Below are 23,912 nucleotides of genomic sequence, written 5' to 3'. Positions count from 1 at the left end.
TTCCTTATTTCGCGTCGTACCAAGTTGGACCGTAAGAATAATCAACTTTGAGCGGAACCGCTAGTTCAATTGCATGCTCCATTACTTCAGGTACAAGCTTCTCTAATTTTTCTAATTCTTCTTTTGGTGCTTCAAATATCAATTCATCGTGTACTTGCAGAAGTAAGCGAGCTTGTAGGCCTTCTTCTTCTAAGCGATCCGCCATAATAATCATAGCCTTTTTAATAATATCAGCCGCACTACCTTGAATTGGTGTATTCATTGCTGTCCGCTCTGCAAAGCTACGTAAATTAAAGTTACGACTCGTAATTTCTGGAATGTAACGACGGCGATTTAATAACGTTGAAACATATCCTTTTTGCTTCGCATCTTTTACAATGTCAGCCATATATTCTTGTACCCCAGGGAAGCTTTCTAAATACCTTTCAATAAATTCCCCTGCCGCTTTTCTCGTGATTCCTAAGTTTTGTGAAAGGCCGTAATCACTAATACCGTATACAATGCCGAAGTTTACAGCTTTTGCCTGTCGTCTCATATTAGATGTCACTTCATCCTTTCCAACACCGAATACATCCATAGCTGTTTTCGTATGAATATCCATGTCATGTTGGAATGCTTCAACTAAACCTTTATCTTTTGCAATGTGAGCAAGCACACGAAGTTCAATTTGTGAATAATCAGCTGCGTACATAATCCATCCTTCTTCTGAAGGAATAAACGCCTGACGAATCTTCCTTCCCTCTTCTAATCGAATCGGGATATTTTGCAAGTTTGGTTCCGTTGAACTTAGTCGTCCCGTTTGCGTTAACACTTGGTTAAAGCGAGTGTGAATTTTAGATGAATCGTCATGTACAACTTTTAATAACCCTTCAATATATGTAGAATTTAGTTTTCCTAATTGACGGTAGTGTAAAATCTTCGGAATGATTGCATGATGATCCATAAGCTTGTCTAGCACATCAGCAGACGTAGAATAACCTGTTTTCGTCTTTTTAATAACAGGTAAATTTAAGTTTTCAAACAGAATAACCCCAAGTTGCTTCGGTGAATTAATATTAAATTCCGTTCCTGCAAGCTCATAAATCTCTTGTTCCATTTCCTTTAATCTACCCGCAAGCTCTTCTCCCATATTACGAAGGCGCTCCGTATCAACTGTAACACCTTTCACTTCCATGTCAGCTAGTACACGAGCAAGAGGTAATTCTAACTCTGTAAATAGTTCATATTGCTCATTCTTTTCTAATTCTTCCTCGAATGTTTGCTTCACATCATATAATACATGCACTTTACGAGCTACATGCTCAGCTACTACCTCTTGCTCCGGAACAGCACGCTTCGCACCTTTCCCGTAAACTTCTTCGTCAGATTTTACCGCATGTGTTTCTTTCATTTTCGCAACAGCACGGAAATCTTTATCGGTATCAGCTGGATCAAGTAAATAAGCGGCAATTAATAAATCAAAATCAATTCCCTGAATATCTACACCATTCCATTTGAGGGCAACGATAGCACGCTTCGCATCAAATGTATGTTTTCTCATTTCCCCATTTGCAAGCCACTCTTTAAAAGCATCTGATTTAAGAGCAACATCGGCCGGAATGAAGTAACAACCGTTTTCATTTTGAATACCAAAACCTTGAATATCGGCTTTATGATAGTTATCTTCTTGTACTTCAACAATAAGCGCACTATCTTGCTGAAGCATTTCTTCTGTAACTTCTTCTACAATATCAAATGAAATATCATCTAATTCAGCTGGAGCCGTTTCCTCCGGTGTAACACCTAATTTATTTAAAAGGGATGTAAATCCTAAATTCTCGAACATTGGAATTAAATCGCTTGGTTCATACCCTTTATATGCCATATCATCTACATGCACAGTAATCGGTGCGTCTGTAATAATAGTCGCAAGTTCTTTACTCATAAGAGCTTGTTCTTTATTTGCTTCTAACTTTTCTTTTAATTTCTTGCCACTTACTTGATCTAAGTTTTCATATACCGCTTCTACCGTTTCAAATTGTGTTAACAATTTAATCGCAGTTTTTTCACCAACACCTGGTACACCTGGAATGTTATCTGATTGATCCCCCATTAAACCTTTCATGTCGATAATTTGCTTTGGTGATAAGCTATATTTCTCAAATAAAGCTTCTTTCGTATATTCATCTACTTCTGTAATCCCTTTGCGAGGAATACAAACGAGTGTATTATCTGAAACAAGTTGCAGTAAATCTTTATCTCCTGAAATAACTTTCACATGAAACCCTTGCTCACTCGCTTCTTTCGCTAACGTCCCCATAATGTCATCCGCTTCATAATTTTCCAGCTCATAACGCGGTACATTGAATGCATCAAGCATCTCACGAATAAACGGGAATTGCTCTGATAACTCAGGTGGAGTCTTTTGACGCCCTCCCTTATAATCACTATACGTTTTATGACGGAATGTTGTTTTCCCCGCATCAAACGCCACAAGCATATGCGTCGGTTTTTCTTCCTCGAGTATTCTCATTAACATCATCGTAAAACCATAAATTGCGTTCGTATGTATACCTTTGTCGTTATTTAAAAGCGGTAGTGCAAAGAAAGCACGATACGCGATATTATTACCATCTACTAATACGACTTTTTTTTCCAAACTACAAACCTCCCCATACAAATTTGAAACGATTTTTCCACAGAAAAAAAACCGTTCTTTTCCTCTCTCTATATTAACATGACTAATAGAGAGAAGAAAAATAACGGTTTTTTTCTATCATATATAAACAGACTTACATTGGCATAAAAGGGAAGTGACGAGAATAGCATAACTACTCTCGTCCAAAATTACTCCTTGGATGAAGGGGTTTTCATATATTATATTAACAGAGCTTTATTAATATTTAATTAAGCCATTGTTAATATATTGTAAATATCCTTCATCCTATTTTTCAGTGGCTGATTTTGGTAAAACAACTGTAAATGTTGTTCCTTCCCCAACCTCACTATCCACTGTAATCGTACCTTGATGTGCTTCAACTAAATGCTTTACAATTGATAAACCAAGACCCGTTCCACCCGTATTTCTACTTCTCGCTTTATCAACTCGATAAAAACGTTCAAATATACGAGGGATTTCTTCTTTACTAATACCAATTCCAGTATCTGATACTTTTATATAAGCATTATATTTATCTTCTGCTAACTCTACAGAAACAATGCCTCCAGCAGGTGTATATACGATTGCATTATTAATTAAATTAATAAAGATTTGTTTCAAACGACTTGGATCTCCAATGACAGAAACACGTTTTAATACATTCACTTGTAAAGAGATTTCTTTTTCGCCTGCCTTATTATCAAGCACCATGTGTATGTCTTCAAGAAGTCCCTTCATATCAACCGTACCCATATTTAACTTAAATCCTTGTTGCTCGATCTTTGACAAATCTAATAAATCTTCAATTAATCCTTGCATGCGTTCACTTTCTTTTAGAATAATATGCAAGAAATGTTCACAAAATCTTTTGTTATCCATCGCCCCATCCAAGAGCGTTTCTGAAAAGCCTTTAATAGAAGTAATCGGTGTCTTCAATTCATGAGAAACATTGGCTAAAAAGTCTTTTCTCATTTGTTCTAATTTCTTCAGCTCAGTAATGTCATGGAATACGAGAACAATCCCTTTCCACTCATGGTTCGTCCCAATAATTGGCGCTCCATATACCTCGAAATGCTTTCGCTCAATACCAAGCGGCAATAACATTTGTTTACGCACTTTCACTTCTGTCATAAAAATTTCTTCCACAAGCTCAATAATTTCCGTATGATGAAACGATTCATAATATAAACGATTTAAATATTCTTCATCAGTTACGTGGAAAGTCTCCTTATAAGAACGATTTACAAGGTTTATATAACCACGGCTATCAATTAATATCATTCCGCTTCCCATATTCTCAATTAATGTGTGCAAACGATCTTGTTGCATTTCTTGTTCGAGTGTCATCTCTTGTAAATTGCGCGCTAAAATATTAATTGCTTTACTCAGCATTCCTGTTTCATCCGAATGACTTTCATATGCACGCGCTTTATAATTACCCTTCGCTAGTTCAATCGCAACTTTCGTGACTGATTCAATCGGTCTAATATATTGCCCTGTAATTTTCACCCCAAGGAATACAACTACGAGACAAGCAATGACAAATCCGATAATTAATAATCCCCACGTTTTTTGGTGAACGTCCCTCAAAGTATCAATTGTACTTTTCACCAAAATGTATCCTTGTTTCCCTTCTACATCCTGGACGAACACCGCATGATAAAATTCATTCTTTTGATCTGCTTCTTTCGTAATGACTTTATTTCTTTGCTTTGCTGTTTCAGAAGAAAGTTCTTTAATCATCTCTTGGCTAAATGCAGATTGTTGTCCTCTGCTATATTGAACTTTCTTTTTTTCATCCACAAATATAATAGAAGCTGGTATTTTTTCCTCTAACTTTTCAAATACATAAGGCTTTTTTAAAACAGCATCAAACCCTTGCTCTTCTGCTAATACCGCAACATACTGTGTCTCTTTTACCATTCTCTCTTTAGCATGGTCTATATAGTAGTTTTCAAATACAGTTTCTAATAATACACCTAGTCCAACTAAAATAAAAACGATAAGAGAAACAAATGTAAAAAGAAGCCTGGAACGAAATTTATTCATCCCCTTTTGGCTCCTCTAATTTATAACCTAAACCACGTATCGTTTTAATGTACGTCGGTTTTTTCGTATTTTGTTCAATTTTATCGCGCAAATGGCTAATATGGACATCAACAATTCTTGTATCACCGGCAAAATCATAATTCCATACAGCACTCAATAATTGATCACGAGTTAATACACGACTTTTATTTTTCGCAAGATAAACAAGTAATTCAAATTCTTTCGGTGTTAATTCCAGTTTCCTTCCTTGGAAGTACGCTTCATAAAACTCCGGTAAAATTTTAAGCTCTGCAATTAGGATACTATCTTCATCTGGTGCTTCCGAAACTTGTTCTTCTTGCTGTAATTTCGTACGGCGCAAAATCGCCTTCACACGAGCAACAACTTCCCTTGGGCTAAACGGCTTTGTCATATAATCATCAGCCCCAAGCTCAAGACCCAGCACCTTATCAAATTCATCATCTTTTGCTGTTAGCATTAAAATCGGCGTCATAACACGCTGCAATCGTAATTCTTTACAAACTTCCATACCATCCATTTTCGGAAGCATCAAATCTAATATAATTAAATCTGGACGTTCTGTTGTCGCTTTTTGAAACGCCATTTCTCCATCCATCGCTGTTATAACTTCAAACCCAGCTTGTTGTAAATTAAATTCAATTAAAGTTAAGATAAATTCCTCATCATCAACTACTAAAATACGATTGTTCATTCTTTTCCTCCAAGTTATAGACTTGAAACCTTCTTCATCCTAGTATTTTCCCCGTTATTCTCATCATACTAGAAAACAAGGTCCCCCTCAATATAATTGTCTATTCATGGAGCTCGTTTGTGTAAAATTGAGAAAATAGAAGTAATTATGATTCACCTTCAGCTACACAGGATTTTTCCAAACTTTATAGATTGCTCTCTCTTTTTTAAAGCTCACTTCCGTATGAACTATAAAATCTCGATTTTGCGCTAGGAAAAACGAAAGAGCATACGCTATTTTATAATCCGGTGTTTCATATCCATCAAATACTTTCCCGTACATTTCATTCGCGATTGAATCGGCCCATACTTCAGCTTCTCTTATCGTTTCAAAAATAATGTCTTCCCTTTCCCATTTCACAGTTATATCACCCTTTCCAAACAAAAAGTAGCGCTAGCATATCCTTAATAAGAATATGACTAGCGCTACTTTTATATCATTCTAACTTTCATGTTTTAAAAATTATCTAATGCTTTTTCCATAATAGAAACAGATTTAAAAGGTGGTGTTACTGTTAATGAACCTTTTACAACAGTTTCTCCTTTTTCATCATGAGCAAATACAAGCATATCAATTGTATGTTCCTCCTCTGAAACAGTCACAACTTCAAAGTGGATTTGTAACGTTTCATAATGGTGAACATGTTTCACGAACGTAAGGTCCTTCCTAGTAATATGACTACCTGGACCTGGTAAATATTTCGTAACCGCCGTTGTAATCAGCCCCGTTAGCATAATGCTTGGTACAATCGGCTTTTCATACGGAGTTTGGGATGCGTAATCATGCTGAATATATAATGGATTGGCATCATTCGTTAACCCTAAGTACAATAACAAATCTTTATCCTCAATTTTTTCAGTGATAGATAATTTCTCTCCTACTGTAATTTCATCCATTCTACGACCAATTTGAACTTTTTTCTTTAACATGTTACAACCCCCTCCGATTTTTTCACCTTATTATCCTACTAAAAGCGATACCTTATCCGAAATTTACTATGATGAGGGCAATATATAGTATACGTCTATAGTTTCATTATAGGATACACCAAATGATAGCGTTTTCATATTATTTCAAAAAAACATTTCAATATATAGTAGAAAAAGATTCGGGGCCCCGAATCTTTTTCCGCTTATATTTAATTATTAAACAAGAACTTTCATAACGTTACGTACAGATTCTACAGAGCGATCTAACGCTTCTTTTTCATCTTCAAGAAGTTCTAATTCAATAATTTTTTCAATTCCGTTACCACCCAGAATTACTGGTACCCCTAAGTAAAGGTCACTATAACCATACTCACCTTCAAGGTATGCAATAGCAGGTAATACACGGCGTTGATCTTTCAAGATTGCTTCTGTCATTTCAACTAAAGAAGCTGCTGGCGCATAATATGCACTACCGTTCCCTAATAAGCCTACAATCTCACCGCCACCTTTACGTGTACGTTCTACGATTGCTTCTAAACGTTCTTTCGGAATTAATGTTTCTAACGGAATGCCACCTGCATAGGAGTAGCGTACAAGAGGTACCATATCGTCACCATGTCCACCAAGAACAAATCCTGTAATGTCTTTCACAGAAAGATTTAATTCTTGTGAAATGAATGTACGGAAACGAGCTGTATCTAATACGCCCGATTGACCGATAACACGCTCTTTCGGGAATCCTGCTTCTTTAAATACAGAATATGTCATTGCATCAACCGGATTTGTTAATACAACAATAATCGCATTTGGTGAATGTTTTGCAATGTCGCGCGTAATACTTTTCATAATTTTAGAGTTTGTTGCTACTAAGTCATCACGGCTCATACCAGGCTTACGCGCAATACCAGCTGTAATAACGACAACGTCAGAATCAGCAGTATCTGCGTAATCAGATGTACCAATAATGTTAGCATCAAAACCTTGTACTGGGCTCGCTTCTAACATATCTAACGCTTTCCCTTTTGTTGGATTTTCCAGCTGTGGAATGTCCACTAATACAACATCTGCAAGTTCTTTTTGTGCTAATAAGAATGCTGTTGTTGCTCCTGTAAATCCTGCACCGATGACTGAAACTTTCTTGCGTTTGATTGTCATAATTTACCCCCCGCTTTAATTATGCGTTTTTGATTATCGCTACATCCATGTTTTTAATAAGTTCATTAGCGAACTCAGAACATTTCACTTCTGTTGCACCTTCCATTAAGCGTGCGAAATCATAAGTTACTACTTTTGATTCAATTGTTTTCTCAACTGAATCAGTTACTAAATTCGCAGCTTCGTTCCATCCTAAGTGCTCTAATAATAGTACACCTGAAAGAAGAACTGAAGATGGGTTTACTTTATCTAAACCTGCATATTTTGGAGCTGTACCATGTGTAGCTTCAAAGATAGCATGTCCAGTCACATAGTTAATGTTTGCACCAGGTGCAATACCAATTCCACCTACTTGCGCAGCAAGTGCATCAGAGATGTAGTCTCCGTTTAAGTTCATTGTTGCAACAACATCAAACTCACGTGGACGAGTTAAAATTTGTTGTAAGAAGATATCTGCAATAGAATCTTTTACGATGATTTTCCCAGCCACTTCTGCGTCTGCCATCGCTTTATTCGCTGCATCTTTTCCATCTTTTTCAACAATGCGATCATATTCAGCCCAAGTAAATACTTTGTCGCCGAATTCTTGTTCCGCTACTTCGTAACCCCAGTTTTTGAAAGCACCTTCTGTAAATTTCATAATGTTTCCTTTATGAACTAATGTAACAGAAGAACGTTTTTCGTTAATTGCATATTGAATTGCAGCACGAACAAGACGCTTTGTCCCTTCCTCTGAAATTGGTTTAATACCAATCCCTGATGTTTCTGGGAAGCGGATTTTATTAACACCCATTGCTTCTTTTAAGAAAGCAAGAACTTTTTCTGCTTCTGGAGAACCTTGTGCATATTCAATTCCAGCATAAATGTCTTCTGTATTTTCACGGAAAATAACCATATCAGTATCTTCCGGACGTTTTACAGGTGAAGGAACACCTTCAAAGTAACGAACTGGACGTAGACATACATATAAATCTAATTCTTGACGAAGCGCAACGTTTAGAGAACGAATACCACCGCCAACTGGAGTTGTAAGTGGACCTTTAATTGCGATTAAATATTCACGAATTAAATTTAAAGTCTCTTCTGGTAACCACTCGCCTGTTTGGTTGAATGCTTTTTCCCCTGCAAGCACTTCTTTCCAAACGATTTTCTTCTCACCATCATAAGCTTTCTCAACTGCTGCTTCTATTACGCGAGATGCTGCAGCCCAAATATCAGGACCAATTCCATCTCCTTCGATAAATGGAATAATCGGATTGTTTGGTACATTCATAACACCATTAGTTACAGTAATTTTTTCACCTGTCGTCAATGTGATAACCCCCATGTTTGAAATTTCATATGTATGAAACTGAGGGAATAACCCCTCAGTTCAAACCGTTAGTCAAATTTAAATATTCTAATCATTACATCTTCCCGGAAAAATCAGACTTTTGAAAGCGTATTTTTACTATCGAAATAGTGTTTTTCGCTTATCGTTGTGCAATTGGAACATACACTTGATGTGTTGGTCCATTATAATCAGCACGTGGACGGATTAAACGGTTATTTTCATATTGTTCTAGAATATGAGCTAACCAGCCTGACATGCGGCTAATTGCAAAAATAGGTGTAAATAAGTCATGATCAATTCCTAAACAATGGTATACAGAAGCTGAATAGAAATCAACATTTGGTGGAAGACCTTTTTCTTTTGTTACAATGTCTTCAATTTTGATAGACATATTATACCATTTCTCTTCTCCTAAAAGCACGCATAATCTCTTAGACATTTCACGTAAATGTTTTGCACGTGGATCACCATGCTCATACACACGGTGGCCAAAGCCCATGATTTTCACTTTATTTTGAAGAGCATTATGAATATATGATTCTACATTTTCTTCTTCGCCAATTTCAGTTAACATCTTCATTACATTTTCATTTGCCCCGCCGTGAAGAGGACCTTTTAATGCACCGATTGCTGCTGTAATACCAGAATATACATCTGAAAGTGTAGCTACGCAAACACGTGCAGTAAATGTAGAAGCGTTTAACTCATGATCTGCATGAAGTACAAGCGCCTTATCAAAAGCTTCAATTTCAACTTCATTTGGCTCACGATCATTTAACATGTACAAGAAGTTTGCAGCTAATGATAAATCTTTTCTCGGCTCAACAATATCTAAACCTTTACGGATTCTTGCATAAGCCGCAATTAAAGTTCCGACTTGAGCCTGTAATTTAACCGCTTTCAAATAATTGGACTTCTCATCCATAATTTCAGCGCTCTCATCGTATAATGATAGCATGGAAATCGCAGTTCGTAAAACAGACATCGGATGCGCGATTTTTAAATCTACTTGTTTCAAATATGTTAAAATTTCACCTGGTACTTTATAGTATTCAGATACAGTTTCACTAAATTCCGCTAGTTCTTGTTCGTTAGGAAGCTTGCGGTGCCATAATAAGTACACTACTTCTTCAAATGTAGCATTCTCCGCTAAATCATCAATATTATACCCAACATAAGTTAATGTATCATCAATAATAGAGCTCACAGATGATGTTGTTGCTACTACCCCTTCTAAACCTCGAATAACAGTCATGACATTCTCTCCTTTTCCTGAAAATTCTCCCAACCTTGCTCCTTATATCTATTTGCTCCCCTTATAAATTATGAACGCTCGTTCACTCTTTAGGCAAGCAAAATGCACGTTCATGCAAATTTATTGCGATGTTCCCCTCTTATTGTCCATTACTTACATGGAAAGCATGAGCGTGAATGTCTCCCCGAATCCTCACGCTCAGAACAACAAGTTAGTGAGGAAAATAAATTCCGAAGAGTTTTATGATAAAAACAACATAAAACAATATCATTATAAAATTGTTTTATGTTGTTTTTATTTTATCTGGTGTAAAGTCTCTGCTGTTATGTAACTTTTCAAAGTTTCTAATCCTATTATAAACAATTATCTGACTTTTGTGAACAGAAAGAATTCAAAAATTTTATATTACTATAAAATTCCTTATTTAAACATTTGTATAATACTCATAACTGCATAGGCAATTCCAGCCCCAATTAATGGACCTACAGCGACTCCGTTAAATAAAGCTACAGCTATAATTGTCCCAAAAACAAGTGCGGTTGTAATATGAGGATCAGTCGTTAATAATTGCACCCCACCTTTCGCCAATAAAGCAACCGCTACTCCTGAAGCTAAAGCAATCCATGCATAGTATGATTTCGCCGCTTCTCCGAGTTGTTTAAACCCTATTTCCCCCGTCGCAATTGGGACGAGCACCGCAATTGTAATAACCGTCACACCGAGATTAATTCCTTTCGTTTGTAAATAAGGAAAAGCTTTATCTCCTAAAAACGTAAATTTCAATAAAAATAACACTCCAACAGCTACAGTAAGCGATTGATTTTTAGCAATAAGTCCTATAATAAGTAGTATGAATAAAAATAACGTTGACTGACTAATCATGATTGCACTTCCTTTCTGAAAATAATGAACTTGTTTCCAAACAAAAATACCTTTAAACCTATCGTTATACATGCTATATCGAATTATATTTATTAATTATAATAAAGAAACGAATTGATTTTTATACATTTCAAAATTACAAACAAGACTTTAACCAGAAAAAAACAAAGCATGCAGATACATTTAAAAGCGGATGTCTCTCCTTTCTTTTATAATAAGAAACAGGTAAAATAAAAAGGAGAGAAAATGAAGTTTTTACCATATAGTAGAAGCATCACCAACAAGCTTCTGTAGTCATTAATCCGCTGCAAAAGCAGGCTAAATCCATCATTCCACTATAACATAAAGTGAAACTTTGATCAGTGAATCTCACTCGTTATAAGTTGAACGAATTAGGATAATCCAAATTGGAATGGGAGGTATACATCTTTGAACCGAAACTTACTATATATGATATTACGACTCATATTTGTCATTGTAGCAACGGTAGTTGGGTTCTATGCATTGCTGTACATGTCAGGCCTTATCTACCCTTTTATTATCGCTTTTGCATTTGCTTATTTGATTAACCCTGTCGTCAACTTCCTTAATCAAAAACTACAATTTCCTCGCGCATTAGCGGTACTCGTTAGCTTAATTCTCGTATTCGGAGCTATCGTCGGACTTGTTACATACCTTGTAACTGAAGCAATATCTGCCACAACATACTTACTACAAATTGTTACAGTGAAGTTTCCAGATATCGTTGCATTCGCCCAACAATTTGCACTTAATCATATTATGCCTCTCTATGATGATTTAATTTCTAAATTTAATCATCTTGGAGAACCACAACGATACACTATTACGCAAAACATTCAAAACTTAGGCACCGAAGCAACGACACAAATGAAAGAACTTTTAACCGCCATTATAAGTGGATTAACAAATTTCATTAGTGCATTACCAACAACTTTAACTGTCCTTGTATTCATCTTATTAGCCACCTTCTTCATTAGTTACGATTGGCACCGTCTTGCTCATAAAGTAAGGAAACTTCTACCTAATCGTGTACATGGATACGGAAAAACTATTTTTGTCGATTTAAGAAAGGCTTTGTTTGGTTTTGTTAAAGCGCAACTTACCCTCGTATCTATGACAACTATCATTGTACTAATCGGCCTTTTAATATTACGCGTGCCATACGCAATTACTATCGCGATTATTACAGGGGTTGTAGATTTACTCCCGTATTTAGGAACTGGAGCTGTCTTCGTCCCTTGGGTTATATACGTATTTTTCACAGGCGATACTGCATTCGCCATCGGTCTCCTCATCCTATACATCGTCGTGATTGTCCAAAGACAAATCATGGAGCCAAAAGTACTTTCATCTAATATTGGACTCGATCCATTAGCGACACTCATCGCTCTATTTGTCGGCTTTAAGCTCTTTGGTTTTTTAGGATTAATCATCGGTCCAGTCATATTAGTACTACTTAATACATTACACAAAGCTCATGTATTCCACGACTTATGGAAATTCATTAAGGGCTCACCATCAAAATAATATTTTCTAATTCATACACAACAAAAAATCAACTGTAATCAGTGGGAAATTCCCACTGATTATTCACTGTACTTTTTGTACTACCTACATTTAAAAGAGAATTTCCTAAAAACGGATAATTCTCTTGTTTTTTGCATAAAAACGCATATTTTAGGTCAGAAATACATTTTTATTCTATTCACTTTATAATTATTACTTACATTTATTACTTTTTATGTAAATGAATAAATATACAAAACAAGGCAGACGAACCCTTTAATCAGTAATTTTTCTTCTCCTATCTAACTTCTGCTCACTAGTAGATTCTTACTACAAGTAAGAACATCATCCTAATGTAACACTTTTCATTCACAAGATCCCCTCTTTATCCTATCGTTTAATAACTAAGAACAATCCAGCCAGAACAGGAAGCTAACAATTGACCATAAATAGCAAACAAAAAAAATAACGCGCAGATCGCTATAATCTACGCGTTATTTCTGAACAATAATAGTAGTTCTCTTTCTAAATTTCCAATCAATCCACTTCATAACAACCGGCTTCAATAAAGCCCTCGTTACAGGAACAACACAGATAAAACCTATTATATCCGTCACATATCCAGGTAGCACTAAAAGAATACCTCCCACGAATATAAAAATACCATCTAGAACCGTATCACCCGGCATTTCTCCTCTATTTAACCTAAACTGAATCTCTCTAAGCACTTTAAACCCTTGTCTTTTCGCCAAATATACACCCACAATACCCGTAAATACAATCATAGCGAACGTAGACCATAAACCTATTACATGACTCGATCCTATCAATACGGTAATCTCAATCGCCGGTATTACAATAAGTAAGAATAGTAACCACTTCATTGCTCGCACCCCTTCATATTTCATTCAAAAGGTTAAAGTATCACTTTCCACCATCACCTTACAAAACCCCTTATTATACCCCCTTACAACGCTCATACAAGCTTTACAAAGGATGAATAACCCTCTTCCACCAAACATTATAATAAACGTTTTTCGAAGCTATTTCAGGTATTTAAAGCCATCTCGATCTTTTTTGTGTAAAAAAAAGAGAAGGACTCCGATCCTTCTCTCCGTATTACTTCTTATAGCACTTCCGCATGTCCATTATAAACAATTCCGCGCGCTGCATCAACTGTTACTTCTTGGCCACTTTTTAAAGTTGTTGTTACGCCGTTTACACCAACAATAACAGGAATACCGATTGATACACCTACAACAGCTGCATGGCTTGTTAAGCCACCTTCTTCTACAACTAGAGCAGCAGCTTTTTCAATTGCAGGAATCATATCTTTATCAGTGCTTGTTGTAACAAGGATATCACCTTTGTTTACGTTCGCTACAGCTTCAGCAGCTGTTTTCGCTACAACTACTTTACCTTTTGCAGCTTTACGACCGATTCCTTGCCCTTTAGCAACTTCTTCACCAACAACGTGGATTTTCATTAAGTTTGTTGTACCAGTTTCAGCAACTGGTACACCAGCAGTGATTACTACAGTATCTCCAAGTCCGATTAAACCTGCATCCATACCTGTTTGAATTGCAGTATCTAACATTTCATCAGTAGACGCTGCACGTTTTCCAGCCATAAACGCTTGTACACCCCAAACAAGTGCAAGACGACGTCCTACTTGCTCGTCAGATGTTACAGCTACGATTGGAGATTTTGGACGGTATTTAGAGATCATTTTCGCAGTATGTCCACTTTCTGTTGGAGCTACGATTGCAGCTACATCAAGAGCAAGTGCTGTATGCGCAACAGATTGGCTAATTGCATCTGTAATTGTTGGAGTGAACTCTTTAATACGTTTTTTGAACATATCTTCATATTGTAATGATTTTTCAACACGCACTGCAATGTTAGCCATCATTGTTACAGCTTCTACAGGGTATTGACCCGCAGCAGTTTCACCTGAAAGCATAATTGCATCTGTTCCATCGAAGATTGCGTTTGCTACGTCACTTGCTTCCGCACGAGTTGGACGTGGGTTACGTTGCATAGAATCTAACATTTGTGTTGCAGTAATAACCGGTTTGCCTAATACGTTACATTTTTTGATTAGACGCTTTTGTACTAATGGTACTTCTTCTGGTGGAATTTCTACACCCATATCACCACGAGCAACCATTAAACCGTCAGAAACTTCTAAGATTGCATCGATGTTGTCGATACCTTCTTGGTTTTCAATTTTCGGTACGATTTGGATGTATTGAGCGTCATGTCCTTCTAATAATTCACGAATTTCTAATACGTCAGATGCTTTACGTACGAAAGATGCCGCGATGAAATCAACTTTTTGCTCGATACCGAAAACGATATCTTTTACGTCTTTTTCAGTGATACCAGGAAGCTTAATGCTTACGTTTGGTACGTTAACACCTTTTTTATTTTTTACAGTTCCGCTGTTTAATACTTTTGTACGGATGTTTCCATCAGCTTTTTCGATTACTTCTAGTTCGATAAGACCGTCATCGATTAGAATACGAGAACCTGGGTCAACATCATCATAAAGACCAGCATAAGATACTGAGAACTTCTCTGCAGTTCCTAACACTTGTTCAGTAGAAAGAATTACTTCTGCACCTGTTACAAGCTCAGCTTGTCCGTCTACAAAGTCATGTGTACGGATTTCTGGACCTTTTGTATCAAGTAAAATACCAACTGTTTTACCAGTTTTCTTTGAAGCTTCACGAATATTTTTAATACGAGCTCCATGCTCTTCATGGCTACCATGAGAGAAGTTTAAACGAGCAACGTTCATACCCGCTTCCATTAATTGCTCTAATTTCTCAATACTTTCACTAGCAGGACCTATAGTACATACAATTTTAGTTTTACGCATATTGCACCTCCGAAAATTATGAAACCGTTCCCAAATACACGACATTAAGCCGATTAGATAGATAATTCTTTAGATAATTGATACATATCTTTATCGATTGTATGCTTTTGAGCTAACGCTTCGATAATGTCATGATCAACAAGTTTATTATTTTGAATACCAACACAACGTCCGCCATTACCAGCAATTAATAATTCAACTGCTCTTGCTCCAAGACGACTAGCTAATACACGGTCTTGTGCACTTGGTGATCCACCACGTTGTACGTGACCTAATACAGTTACACGAGTATCAAAGTTTGTCGCTTCTTCAATGTGCTTACCGATGTCAATTGCACTTCCAACACCTTCAGCTACAACAATAATACTGTGCTTTTTACCACGTTCACTACCGCGTTTTAGACGAGCGATAACATCATCCATGTCATACTTCTCTTCTGGAATTAAGATAGTTTCTGCACCATCAGCTAAACCAGCCCATAATGCGATATCTCCAGCGTGACGTCCCATTACTTCGATAACATATGTACGTTCATGAGATGTAGCTGTATCACGGATTTTATCAATTGCATCAATAACAGTATTTAAAGCTGTATCGAAACCAATTGTGAAGTCTGTTCCAGGGATATCATTGTCGATTGTACCTGGTACACCTACACATGGGAATCCTTGCTCAGTTAATTTTTTTGCGCCTTGGTAAGAACCATCTCCACCAATAACAACAAGTCCTTCAATACCATGTTTCTTTAATTGCTCGATTCCTTTTAGTCGTACTTCTGGGTCTTTAAACTCAGGACATCTTGCTGTATATAATTTTGTACCACCACGGTGGATAATATCGCCAACAGAACCAAGTTCTAATTTTTCAATATGACCAGAAATTAAACCAGCGTATCCATGGTAAATACCATATACTTCAATATCATGGAAAATCGCTTTACGAACAACTGCACGAATGGCAGCATTCATACCAGGTGAATCTCCACCACTTGTTAATACACCAATACGTTTCATTTGTACTCACCTCATAAAGATTATTTGCCTTATAATAAAATAACACGAAAAAATATAAAAACACAATGGAGAAGATGTGTCTTTTCATAATAAAAACGTGCATTCGCGAAGAGGAACGCACGCTTTTCTTATTTTATCCCAATGGAAGCGTTTGAAAACGAAACTTGCCCAATTTTCATATATTTTTCATAACGTTTTTCGATTAATTCATCTTTCGAAATTCCGCTTAATTGTTCAAAAGTTTTCTTAAGCATTAAATCTATATTTTCTGATTGTTTCAAAACATTACGATGCGCTCCGCCTTTTGCCTCTGGAATAATTTCGTCAATTACACCTAATTCTTTCAAATCTAATGCTGTAATTTTCATCGCTTCTGCAGCTTCTTTTGCTTTACCAGCATCTTTCCAAAGAATTGCCGCCGCACCCTCTGGTGTAATAACAGAATAAGTGGAATTTTCTAGCATATGAATGTAATCTCCTACTCCAAGACCTAACGCACCACCGCTACCACCTTCACCGATAACGATACAAATAACAGGTACAGTTAAACCCGCCATTTCAAATAAATTACGGGCAATTGCCTCACTTTGTCCACGTTCTTCAGCTGCTTTACCAGGATAAGCTCCCTTCGTATCAATGAAACAAATAATTGGACGATTGAACTTCTCCGCTTGTTTCATTAGACGCAGTGCTTTTCGATATCCTTCTGGATGAGGCATCCCAAAATTACGACGAATATTTTCTTTCGTATCTTTTCCGCGTTGGTGCCCAATTACAGTTACAGGCATCCCCTTATATTTCGCAATGCCGCCGACAATCGCTGCATCGTCGCCAAATAGGCGATCTCCATGACATTCAAAAAAATTAGTAAATAAGTGCTCAATATAATCGAGCGTTGTCGGTCGTTCTGCATGACGAGCAATTTGAACACGGTCCCATACTTTCATATTGCCGTATATATCTTCCTCTAGTTTTTCTAGCTTGTCTTCCAAAATACGAATCTCCTCACTGAAGTCCATCTGGCTGTTTTTCGTATAGTCTTTCAGTTCACGAATCTTATTTCTTAGCTCAACAACTGGTTTCTCAAATTCTAACTCTGCCATACAGCCATTTCCCCTCCTTGATGAACTTCTAAAATCTTACGGAGTGATTCTCTCATATCATCACGATGCACAACCGCATCTAATTGACCGTGCTCTAGTAAAAATTCTGCCGTTTGGAAATCGTCCGGCAGTTTCTCACGCACTGTTTGTTCAATTACACGCCTACCAGCAAATCCGATAAGTGCACCTGGCTCTGCAAGATTATAATCACCAAGTGAAGCGAAACTTGCTGAAACCCCGCCCGTCGTCGGGTGAGTCATAACAGAAATAAATAACCCTCCTGCATTACTATGCTTTTTCAAAGCTACGCTTGTTTTTGCCATTTGCATTAAACTTAATATCCCTTCTTGCATACGAGCACCACCCGACGCAGTAAAGATAATAAATGGAACTTGTAAGTCGTATGCCTTTTCAACCGCACGGGCAATTTTCTCTCCTACAACAGATCCCATGCTGCCCATTCGAAAACGAGAATCCATTACTGCAACAACAACAAGCATGTCATCAATTGTTCCTTCACCAGTTACAACCGCTTCATTCAATTCAGTCTTCTTACGATCGTTCTCTAATTTCTCTTCATATCCCGGAAACTCGAGTGGATTTAATGAAACCATTTCTTTGTCATACTCACGGAATGACCCTTCGTCCAATATACTATCAAGGCGTTCCCATGCATTCATAGGATGATGATATCCACAGTTCACACATACTTTTAAATTTTTCAGAAGCTCTTTCGTATACATGATTTTTTTACATTTTGGACATTTTGTCATAACACCATCTGGTACATCTTTTCGTACTTGTTCTGAAGGTATTGCAGCGTACTTTTTCTTTTTCACGAATAAATCTCTTAGCACAATTTGACCCCCTTCGTTGAGAGCTAAGGTTAGCGTAAGAAGAAAATGGGGCTAACACCAAAGTTTGATGTTAGCCTTATCTTCTCAATCTGTCTAATAACCTCTCTCTTTACGTTTAACTTTAACCGCTATGCGGTAGAATGTTTGTCATAACGTGTCATGGTCATTTCGACAAATTTTATACATTACGAGTGAAACTGTATATTCTCTACTAATTCATCGTAAATTTTTAGTGCATCATTTTCTTGCTTCACTTCCAAAGTAGCATAAAGCTTTCTATACATTTCAATAGAATCTCCTGAAACTTCACAAGAAAGAGTTGCAACGTAATCATTTACGATCATCCAAATGCGATATAGTAAATAATTATCGAATTGTTCAATAAGTGTTTTAAAAAACGTTTGATGAAGCATTGGAATTGAGCTTTCATTTTCTTCAAGCACTTGGTGTAATTTACTTAGTACTTTAGAAAACGTTTCTTTCGGTAAATTACATACAATTCGAATCATATCTTTCTCAAGCAATTGTTTTGTTTGTAATAAATCACGAATTGTTTTCTCATCTTGCAGCAAGAACGGAGCAATTAATTGTACAAGACCGTTATCGTAAAAGTTTCGAATAAACGTCCCCTCACCACGTCTCGTTTCAATTAATCCTACCAGTTCTAAAGCACGTAATGCTTCTCTTACAGAGGAACGTCCAACATTTAAGCGTGAACTTAACTCACGCTCAGATGGCAAACGATCCCCTGCTACTAAACAATCCTCTTCCATAATGGAACGGATTTTTTTTACAATTTCGAGATATACTTTTGTATTTGATGATGTCAATGGAAATTCCTCGCTTATTCTTTACCAATCAGCGCTAATTGTTTTGTTTTCTCAGCGACTTCATTTGGATCTACTTGACGGCGAGCCACTCCTGTCTCCATTGCTGCTTTCGCAACGTAAGCCGCTACTTGAGGCGCTACACGCGCGTCAAATGGCGCTGGAATGATATGATCTGCATTCAACTCATCCTCTGATACAAGCTCCGCAATGGCTTGTACAGCTGCCATCTTCATTTCTTCATTAATTTGTGTCGCATGTACATCAAGTGCACCGCGGAAAATACCTGGGAACGCTAGTACATTATTTACTTGGTTCGGGAAGTCAGAACGACCTGTTCCAACAACAGCTGCGCCCGCTGCTTTTGCCAATTCTGGCATAATTTCTGGAACTGGATTCGCCATTGCAAAAATAATTGCATCGTCATTCATTGTACGAACCATCTCTTCAGTTAATGCACCTGCTGCAGATACACCAATGAATACGTCAGCACCTTGTAAAACGTCAGCTAAAGAACCTTCTATACGATTCTTATTTGTATATTTTGCAACTTCATCTTTCACCGGATTCATACCGACAGGACGACCTTCATAGATTGCACCTTTACGGTCACACATAATAACGTCACGTACACCATAGCGATATAAAAGTTTAATGATTGCAATACCTGCTGCACCTGCACCATTTGCGACAACTTTAATGTCAGACATTTTCTTTCCAACTAACTTCAGCGCATTCACAAGGCCTGCTACTGTTACGATAGCTGTTCCGTGTTGATCATCATGGAATATCGGAATGTTTGTCTCTTTTTTCAAACGTTCTTCAATAACGAAGCAGTTTGGTGCTGCGATATCTTCTAAGTTTACACCGCCAAAAGTTGGCTCCATTAATTTTACAGTTTCAACAATTTTATCTACATCGTTTGTATTTAAGGCAATCGGGAATGCATCTACACCAGCAAAGCTCTTGAATAATACAGCTTTACCTTCCATTACTGGAAGAGATGCTTCAGGTCCAATGTTACCAAGACCAAGTACAGCCGTTCCATCTGTCACAACTGCTACCATATTTCCCTTCATTGTATATTCATATACCTTACTTTTATCGTCATAAATTTCTTTACAAGGCTCTGCAACCCCTGGAGAATATGCAAGACTTAAATCTTTTGCATTTTCTACTTTTACTTTTGATACAGTTTCTAATTTTCCTTGATGCACTTTATGCATGTGAAGTGCTTCTTCACGAAGTGTTGACAAACTATCCACTCTCCTCAAATTATTCTTGCTGATATCAATTTCTCCAAGTGGTCTGACCACGAACACTACTACTATAATAATCGAAGTGTAGGGAAATTGTCCATTATATTTTCACAACGACATTTTCGTCACCGACAATTTCACGAAGTGCTCCTAGACATTCTTCACTTGGATGAATCGATAAACTTCGAGATAATTGTACCATTTTATGTTCCTTTTCATAATAAATTAGTACTTTCACAAAACCTGAATAGTCAAACAATATTTTTGTAACCTGATTTACAAGCTTTTTTTCATATTGAGACGGCAATTTCACGTAAACAGATGCTTCTTTCATTTCTTCATAAGCATCCATTTCTTCTAGTGGATATAGTCCATTCACGATCCATTGCAACTTATGATTTCTTTGCTCAATCGTACCATCAACTAAAACAATTGCCCCTTCTTCTATCCTGTGCGAAAAATGTATATACGTTTCTGGAAAAATAACGGCTTCCATTTCATCATTTTGATCACAGAATGTAATAAACGCCATCTTTTGCAATTTTTTCGTACGAATAACTTTCACACTCGTTATATATACGATTGCTCTTTGTACTTTTTTCTTATGTCGCATCGCCTGAGCAAGAGATGGGATTTCTAATTCTTTTCCTAACTCCGCATACTGCGCTGTCGGATAGCTAGATAAATAAAAACCGAGTGCTTCCTTCTCTTTATTTAACTGTTCAATAAAGGATAGCTCTTCTCCTTGTACGTATTTTGATTTCGGAACAGAATCCCCTAAATCAAAATCACGCGCAAGATTTGCATACTCTAACGCTCCTTTGAGACTTTTCCATAAAGTCGTCCTCGAAACACCAAAATCGTCAAAACATCCAGACCAGACAAACGCTTCTAAATTTCGTTCTGTTACAAATTTTGATGGCATACGAAGACAAAACTCAAATAAATCTTCGAACATTTTTTTCTCTCGTTCTTCGAGTAGTGCAGTCACTGTAGCCATTCCGATATTCCGAATCGAAAGTAAACTATATCGAATCGCATTCCCTTCTATTTGGAAGTTGTAACCACTTCTCTGAAGAGACGGCGGTAAAACGTGAAAACCTTTCCGCTTCGTTTCTCGTACATACTGCACAATCTTATCTTCATTTCCAATTGCACTTGATAATAACGCCGTCATAAATTCCAGCGTATAATTTGCTTTTAAATATGCAAGCTGATATCCGATCATACTGTAAGCTACAGCGTGACTTCGGTTAAAACCGTAATTCGCAAATCTTACAATTAAATCGTAAATTTGTTCTGAAGATGTCTCGTCGTATCCATTTTTCAAACAACCTTGAACAAAATGCTTACGTTCTTGATCTAAAATATCACGATTCTTTTTACTCACTGCACGGCGCAGTAAATCCGCTTCTCCAAGCGAAAACCCAGCTAACTTCGATGCGATTTGCATTATTTGTTCTTGGTATACAATTACGCCGTATGTTCGTTCTAAAATCGGCTTTAAATCCGGATGTAAATATTCAATTCGTCTTTCCCCATGTTTCGATTCAATAAAGGTTGGAATTTGTTCCATCGGTCCTGGTCTGTATAACGAGTTAACAGCGACTATGTCTTCAAATTCATTCGGTTTTAACCCACGAAGTACATTTCGCATACCGCCTGATTCAAGCTGGAATACACCTGTTGTATCCCCTCTTCCTAACAATTGAAACGTCTTTTCATCTTGAAGAGGTAAATTTCTTATATCAATTTGTTTCCCAGTTTTTTTCACAATAAACTTTATGATATTTTCAAGTAACGTTAAATTACGTAAGCCTAAAAAGTCCATCTTGAGCAACCCAAGTTCTTCTAATGCATCAGCTGGATATTGCGTAACATAAACATCGTTATGCCCTTCTTGAATCGCTACACTTCCCGTTAATGGTTCTTGGCTCATAATAACGCCAGCTGCATGAATAGACGTATGACGCGGTAATCCCTCTACACGTTTTGCAATTTCAAACACACGCTCATGCAAAAGATTCCCTTGTATAAACTCACGGAGCGATTGCGATTCCTCATATGCATCTTTTAACGTTATACCAAGCTTTGATGGGATAAGTTTTGAAAATATGTCAATATCTCTTGGCGGGAGCCCCATTACACGAGAAATGTCTCTAATTGCGGCTTTCGCTGCAAGAGTTCCAAACGTTACAATTTGAGCAACACGAAGCTGACCATATTTATCTTTCACATATCGAATCATCTCATCACGTCTTATATCTGGAAAATCAATATCAATATCTGGAAGTGTCACACGTTCAGGGTTTAAAAACCTTTCAAATAATAAGTCATATTCAATTGGATCAATATCTGTAATTTCCAATACGTAAGAAACGAGTGAACCAGCTGCCGATCCACGGCCTGGCCCAGTTAAAATATGATTTTCATGTGCATATTTCATAAAGTCCCATACTATGAGGAAATAGTCGCTAAATCCCATACGAGAAATAACATTTAATTCATGATCCAAACGTCTTATATGAGCTTCTTTCGGTACGCCATATCGTTTTTGCAAGCCCTCTTCACAAACACGGTGCAAGTACATATCACTCGTCTCGTTAGATGGAACTGGAAACTTCGGTAGTTGATTTACATGGAAAGGAATTTCTACTTGGCAACGTTCCGCGATTGTTATTGTATTTTGAACCGCTTCCTCAGCATGAGAAAATAGTGCTTCCATTTCATCCGACGACTTTAAATAATACTGATCTGTTTTCATTCTCGGTCTATCTGGATCAGTCATTTTCGTTCCGCCTTCAACAGATAATAAACATTCATGAACAAGTGCGTCACTTTGATTAATATAGCGAACATCATTTGTTGCAACGACTGGAACGTTTACCTTATTAATAAATTCAGGCAGTTTTTCTTGTAAAAGCAGTTCATCTTGAATCGCATGATGCTGCAAACTTATATAAAAATTGCTGAACATATTTTGATACGTACGAGCTACTTCTTCAGCCTGACTCTCTTTGCCTTCTAATAATAGCTGTTCAATCTCTCCGTCTTTCCCTGGTGAAATTGCAATTAATCCTTTCGCATAATGAGCAAGCCACTTCTTCGGAATACCTTCTTTTGACTTCGTCATAATGCTGCTAGAAATCTTTAATAAATTTTGATAGCCTATTTCATTCTCAGCAAGTAAGACGAGTGGATAAGACCTTTCTTCTTCTTCACTAAAAATAGAAGCTGTTAAGCCGATAATAGGCTGTATACCATTTTTCTTGCATGCTTTATAAAACGGAATGACTCCATACATAACATTTTCATCTGTAATGGCCAGCGATGAAAATCCAAGCTCTTTCGCCCGAATGACAAGCTCATCAATTTTACAAGCACTTTTTAATAAACTAAAAACGGTTTGACATTGTAAATGCACAAACTTCACTGTTGTACCCTCTCTTT

Annotated in this window: 18 protein-coding genes; 1 reads left to right on the top strand and 17 read right to left on the bottom strand. The window is 37.0% G+C overall.

Annotated features, from left to right (window positions below; all coding sequences use genetic code 11):
- Positions 1 to 4: 4 nt before the first annotated feature.
- The 9 genes from polA to QCI75_RS04345 form a co-directional block, all read right to left on the bottom strand.
- Positions 5 to 2,638 carry a DNA polymerase I gene (gene polA, locus QCI75_RS04385; protein WP_144505172.1) on the bottom strand — a complete coding sequence of 878 codons (2,634 nt, stop codon included), beginning with the start codon at positions 2,636 to 2,638 and terminating at the stop codon, positions 5 to 7.
- A gap of 285 nt (positions 2,639 to 2,923) precedes the next feature.
- Positions 2,924 to 4,687 (bottom strand): sensory box histidine kinase PhoR, encoded by a 1,764-nt coding sequence (gene phoR, locus QCI75_RS04380; protein ID WP_144505174.1) that lies wholly within the window; start codon positions 4,685 to 4,687, stop codon positions 2,924 to 2,926.
- Positions 4,680 to 5,399 (bottom strand): two-component system response regulator PhoP, encoded by a 720-nt coding sequence (gene phoP / locus QCI75_RS04375; RefSeq protein ID WP_144505176.1) that lies wholly within the window; start codon positions 5,397 to 5,399, stop codon positions 4,680 to 4,682. Before phoP ends, phoR begins: the two co-directional genes overlap by 8 nt.
- A gap of 162 nt (positions 5,400 to 5,561) precedes the next feature.
- The gene (locus QCI75_RS04370) at positions 5,562 to 5,798 is read right to left on the bottom strand and encodes a hypothetical protein (protein WP_105586803.1); all 237 of its coding nucleotides are present in this window, start codon (positions 5,796 to 5,798) and stop codon (positions 5,562 to 5,564) included.
- A gap of 95 nt (positions 5,799 to 5,893) precedes the next feature.
- Complete coding sequence (locus tag QCI75_RS04365) at positions 5,894 to 6,367, bottom strand: MaoC/PaaZ C-terminal domain-containing protein (protein ID WP_098778157.1); 474 nt, start codon at positions 6,365 to 6,367, stop codon at positions 5,894 to 5,896.
- Positions 6,368 to 6,583: 216 nt separating this feature from the next.
- Positions 6,584 to 7,522: a malate dehydrogenase gene (mdh, locus tag QCI75_RS04360; protein ID WP_070145081.1), complete on the bottom strand. Its 939-nt coding sequence runs from the start codon at positions 7,520 to 7,522 to the stop codon at positions 6,584 to 6,586.
- 19 nt (positions 7,523 to 7,541) lie between these two features.
- On the bottom strand, positions 7,542 to 8,834 hold the full coding sequence (icd, locus tag QCI75_RS04355) for an NADP-dependent isocitrate dehydrogenase (protein WP_002088934.1): 1,293 nt from the start codon (positions 8,832 to 8,834) through the stop codon (positions 7,542 to 7,544).
- Between the two features lie 160 nt (positions 8,835 to 8,994).
- On the bottom strand, positions 8,995 to 10,143 hold the full coding sequence (citZ, locus tag QCI75_RS04350; RefSeq protein WP_144505180.1) for a citrate synthase: 1,149 nt from the start codon (positions 10,141 to 10,143) through the stop codon (positions 8,995 to 8,997).
- Positions 10,144 to 10,530: 387 nt separating this feature from the next.
- A complete protein-coding gene (locus QCI75_RS04345) occupies positions 10,531 to 10,992 on the bottom strand; it encodes a DUF441 domain-containing protein (RefSeq protein ID WP_098778160.1) in 462 nt (153 codons plus the stop codon).
- 429 nt (positions 10,993 to 11,421) lie between these two features.
- Between QCI75_RS04345 and ytvI the strand changes: the two genes are divergently transcribed.
- A complete protein-coding gene (gene ytvI / locus QCI75_RS04340; protein ID WP_098778161.1) occupies positions 11,422 to 12,540 on the top strand; it encodes a sporulation integral membrane protein YtvI in 1,119 nt (372 codons plus the stop codon).
- Positions 12,541 to 13,013: 473 nt separating this feature from the next.
- Here ytvI and QCI75_RS04335 read toward each other — a convergent pair whose 3' ends face one another.
- From QCI75_RS04335 to dnaE, 8 genes are all read right to left on the bottom strand, one after another.
- A complete protein-coding gene (locus QCI75_RS04335) occupies positions 13,014 to 13,403 on the bottom strand; it encodes an FxsA family protein (protein ID WP_098778162.1) in 390 nt (129 codons plus the stop codon).
- 242 nt (positions 13,404 to 13,645) lie between these two features.
- Positions 13,646 to 15,403, bottom strand: a complete 1,758-nt coding sequence (pyk, locus tag QCI75_RS04330; protein WP_144505183.1) for a pyruvate kinase — start codon at positions 15,401 to 15,403, stop codon at positions 13,646 to 13,648.
- A 53-nt stretch (positions 15,404 to 15,456) separates the two neighbouring features.
- Positions 15,457 to 16,416 (bottom strand): 6-phosphofructokinase, encoded by a 960-nt coding sequence (pfkA, locus tag QCI75_RS04325; protein ID WP_002173722.1) that lies wholly within the window; start codon positions 16,414 to 16,416, stop codon positions 15,457 to 15,459.
- Between the two features lie 128 nt (positions 16,417 to 16,544).
- On the bottom strand, positions 16,545 to 17,519 hold the full coding sequence (accA, locus tag QCI75_RS04320; RefSeq protein WP_000818787.1) for an acetyl-CoA carboxylase carboxyl transferase subunit alpha: 975 nt from the start codon (positions 17,517 to 17,519) through the stop codon (positions 16,545 to 16,547).
- A complete protein-coding gene (gene accD / locus QCI75_RS04315) occupies positions 17,507 to 18,376 on the bottom strand; it encodes an acetyl-CoA carboxylase, carboxyltransferase subunit beta (protein WP_098778166.1) in 870 nt (289 codons plus the stop codon). Before accD ends, accA begins: the two co-directional genes overlap by 13 nt.
- A gap of 185 nt (positions 18,377 to 18,561) precedes the next feature.
- Positions 18,562 to 19,206, bottom strand: coding sequence for a FadR/GntR family transcriptional regulator (locus QCI75_RS04310; RefSeq protein ID WP_144505186.1), 645 nt, complete (start codon positions 19,204 to 19,206; stop codon positions 18,562 to 18,564).
- A gap of 14 nt (positions 19,207 to 19,220) precedes the next feature.
- Positions 19,221 to 20,429, bottom strand: coding sequence for an NADP-dependent malic enzyme (ystJ, locus tag QCI75_RS04305; protein ID WP_165763976.1), 1,209 nt, complete (start codon positions 20,427 to 20,429; stop codon positions 19,221 to 19,223).
- A 133-nt stretch (positions 20,430 to 20,562) separates the two neighbouring features.
- Positions 20,563 to 23,895 (bottom strand): DNA polymerase III subunit alpha, encoded by a 3,333-nt coding sequence (dnaE, locus tag QCI75_RS04300; protein WP_353760001.1) that lies wholly within the window; start codon positions 23,893 to 23,895, stop codon positions 20,563 to 20,565.
- Between the last annotated feature and the right edge of the window lie 17 nt (positions 23,896 to 23,912).

This window comes from Bacillus cereus group sp. RP43 (assembly GCF_040459645.1).
Lineage (GTDB): Bacteria > Bacillota > Bacilli > Bacillales > Bacillaceae_G > Bacillus_A > Bacillus_A mycoides_C.
This window is presented reverse-complemented; position numbering and strand designations above follow the sequence as displayed.

Excerpts from the sequence above, each read along its gene's own strand:
- QCI75_RS04345 (WP_098778160.1), bottom strand. The coding sequence starts at position 10,992 with ATGATTAGTCAGTCAACGTTATTTTTATTCATACTACTTATTATAGGA.
- phoR (WP_144505174.1), bottom strand. The coding sequence starts at position 4,687 with ATGAATAAATTTCGTTCCAGGCTTCTTTTTACATTTGTTTCTCTTATC.
- phoP (WP_144505176.1), bottom strand. The coding sequence starts at position 5,399 with ATGAACAATCGTATTTTAGTAGTTGATGATGAGGAATTTATCTTAACT.
- QCI75_RS04365 (WP_098778157.1), bottom strand. The coding sequence starts at position 6,367 with ATGTTAAAGAAAAAAGTTCAAATTGGTCGTAGAATGGATGAAATTACA.
- accA (WP_000818787.1), bottom strand. The coding sequence starts at position 17,519 with ATGGCAGAGTTAGAATTTGAGAAACCAGTTGTTGAGCTAAGAAATAAG.
- pyk (WP_144505183.1), bottom strand. The coding sequence starts at position 15,403 with ATGCGTAAAACTAAAATTGTATGTACTATAGGTCCTGCTAGTGAAAGT.
- QCI75_RS04335 (WP_098778162.1), bottom strand. The coding sequence starts at position 13,403 with ATGAAGTGGTTACTATTCTTACTTATTGTAATACCGGCGATTGAGATT.
- ystJ (WP_165763976.1), bottom strand. The coding sequence starts at position 20,429 with ATGCATAAAGTGCATCAAGGAAAATTAGAAACTGTATCAAAAGTAAAA.
- pfkA (WP_002173722.1), bottom strand. The coding sequence starts at position 16,416 with ATGAAACGTATTGGTGTATTAACAAGTGGTGGAGATTCACCTGGTATG.
- mdh (WP_070145081.1), bottom strand. The coding sequence starts at position 7,522 with ATGACAATCAAACGCAAGAAAGTTTCAGTCATCGGTGCAGGATTTACA.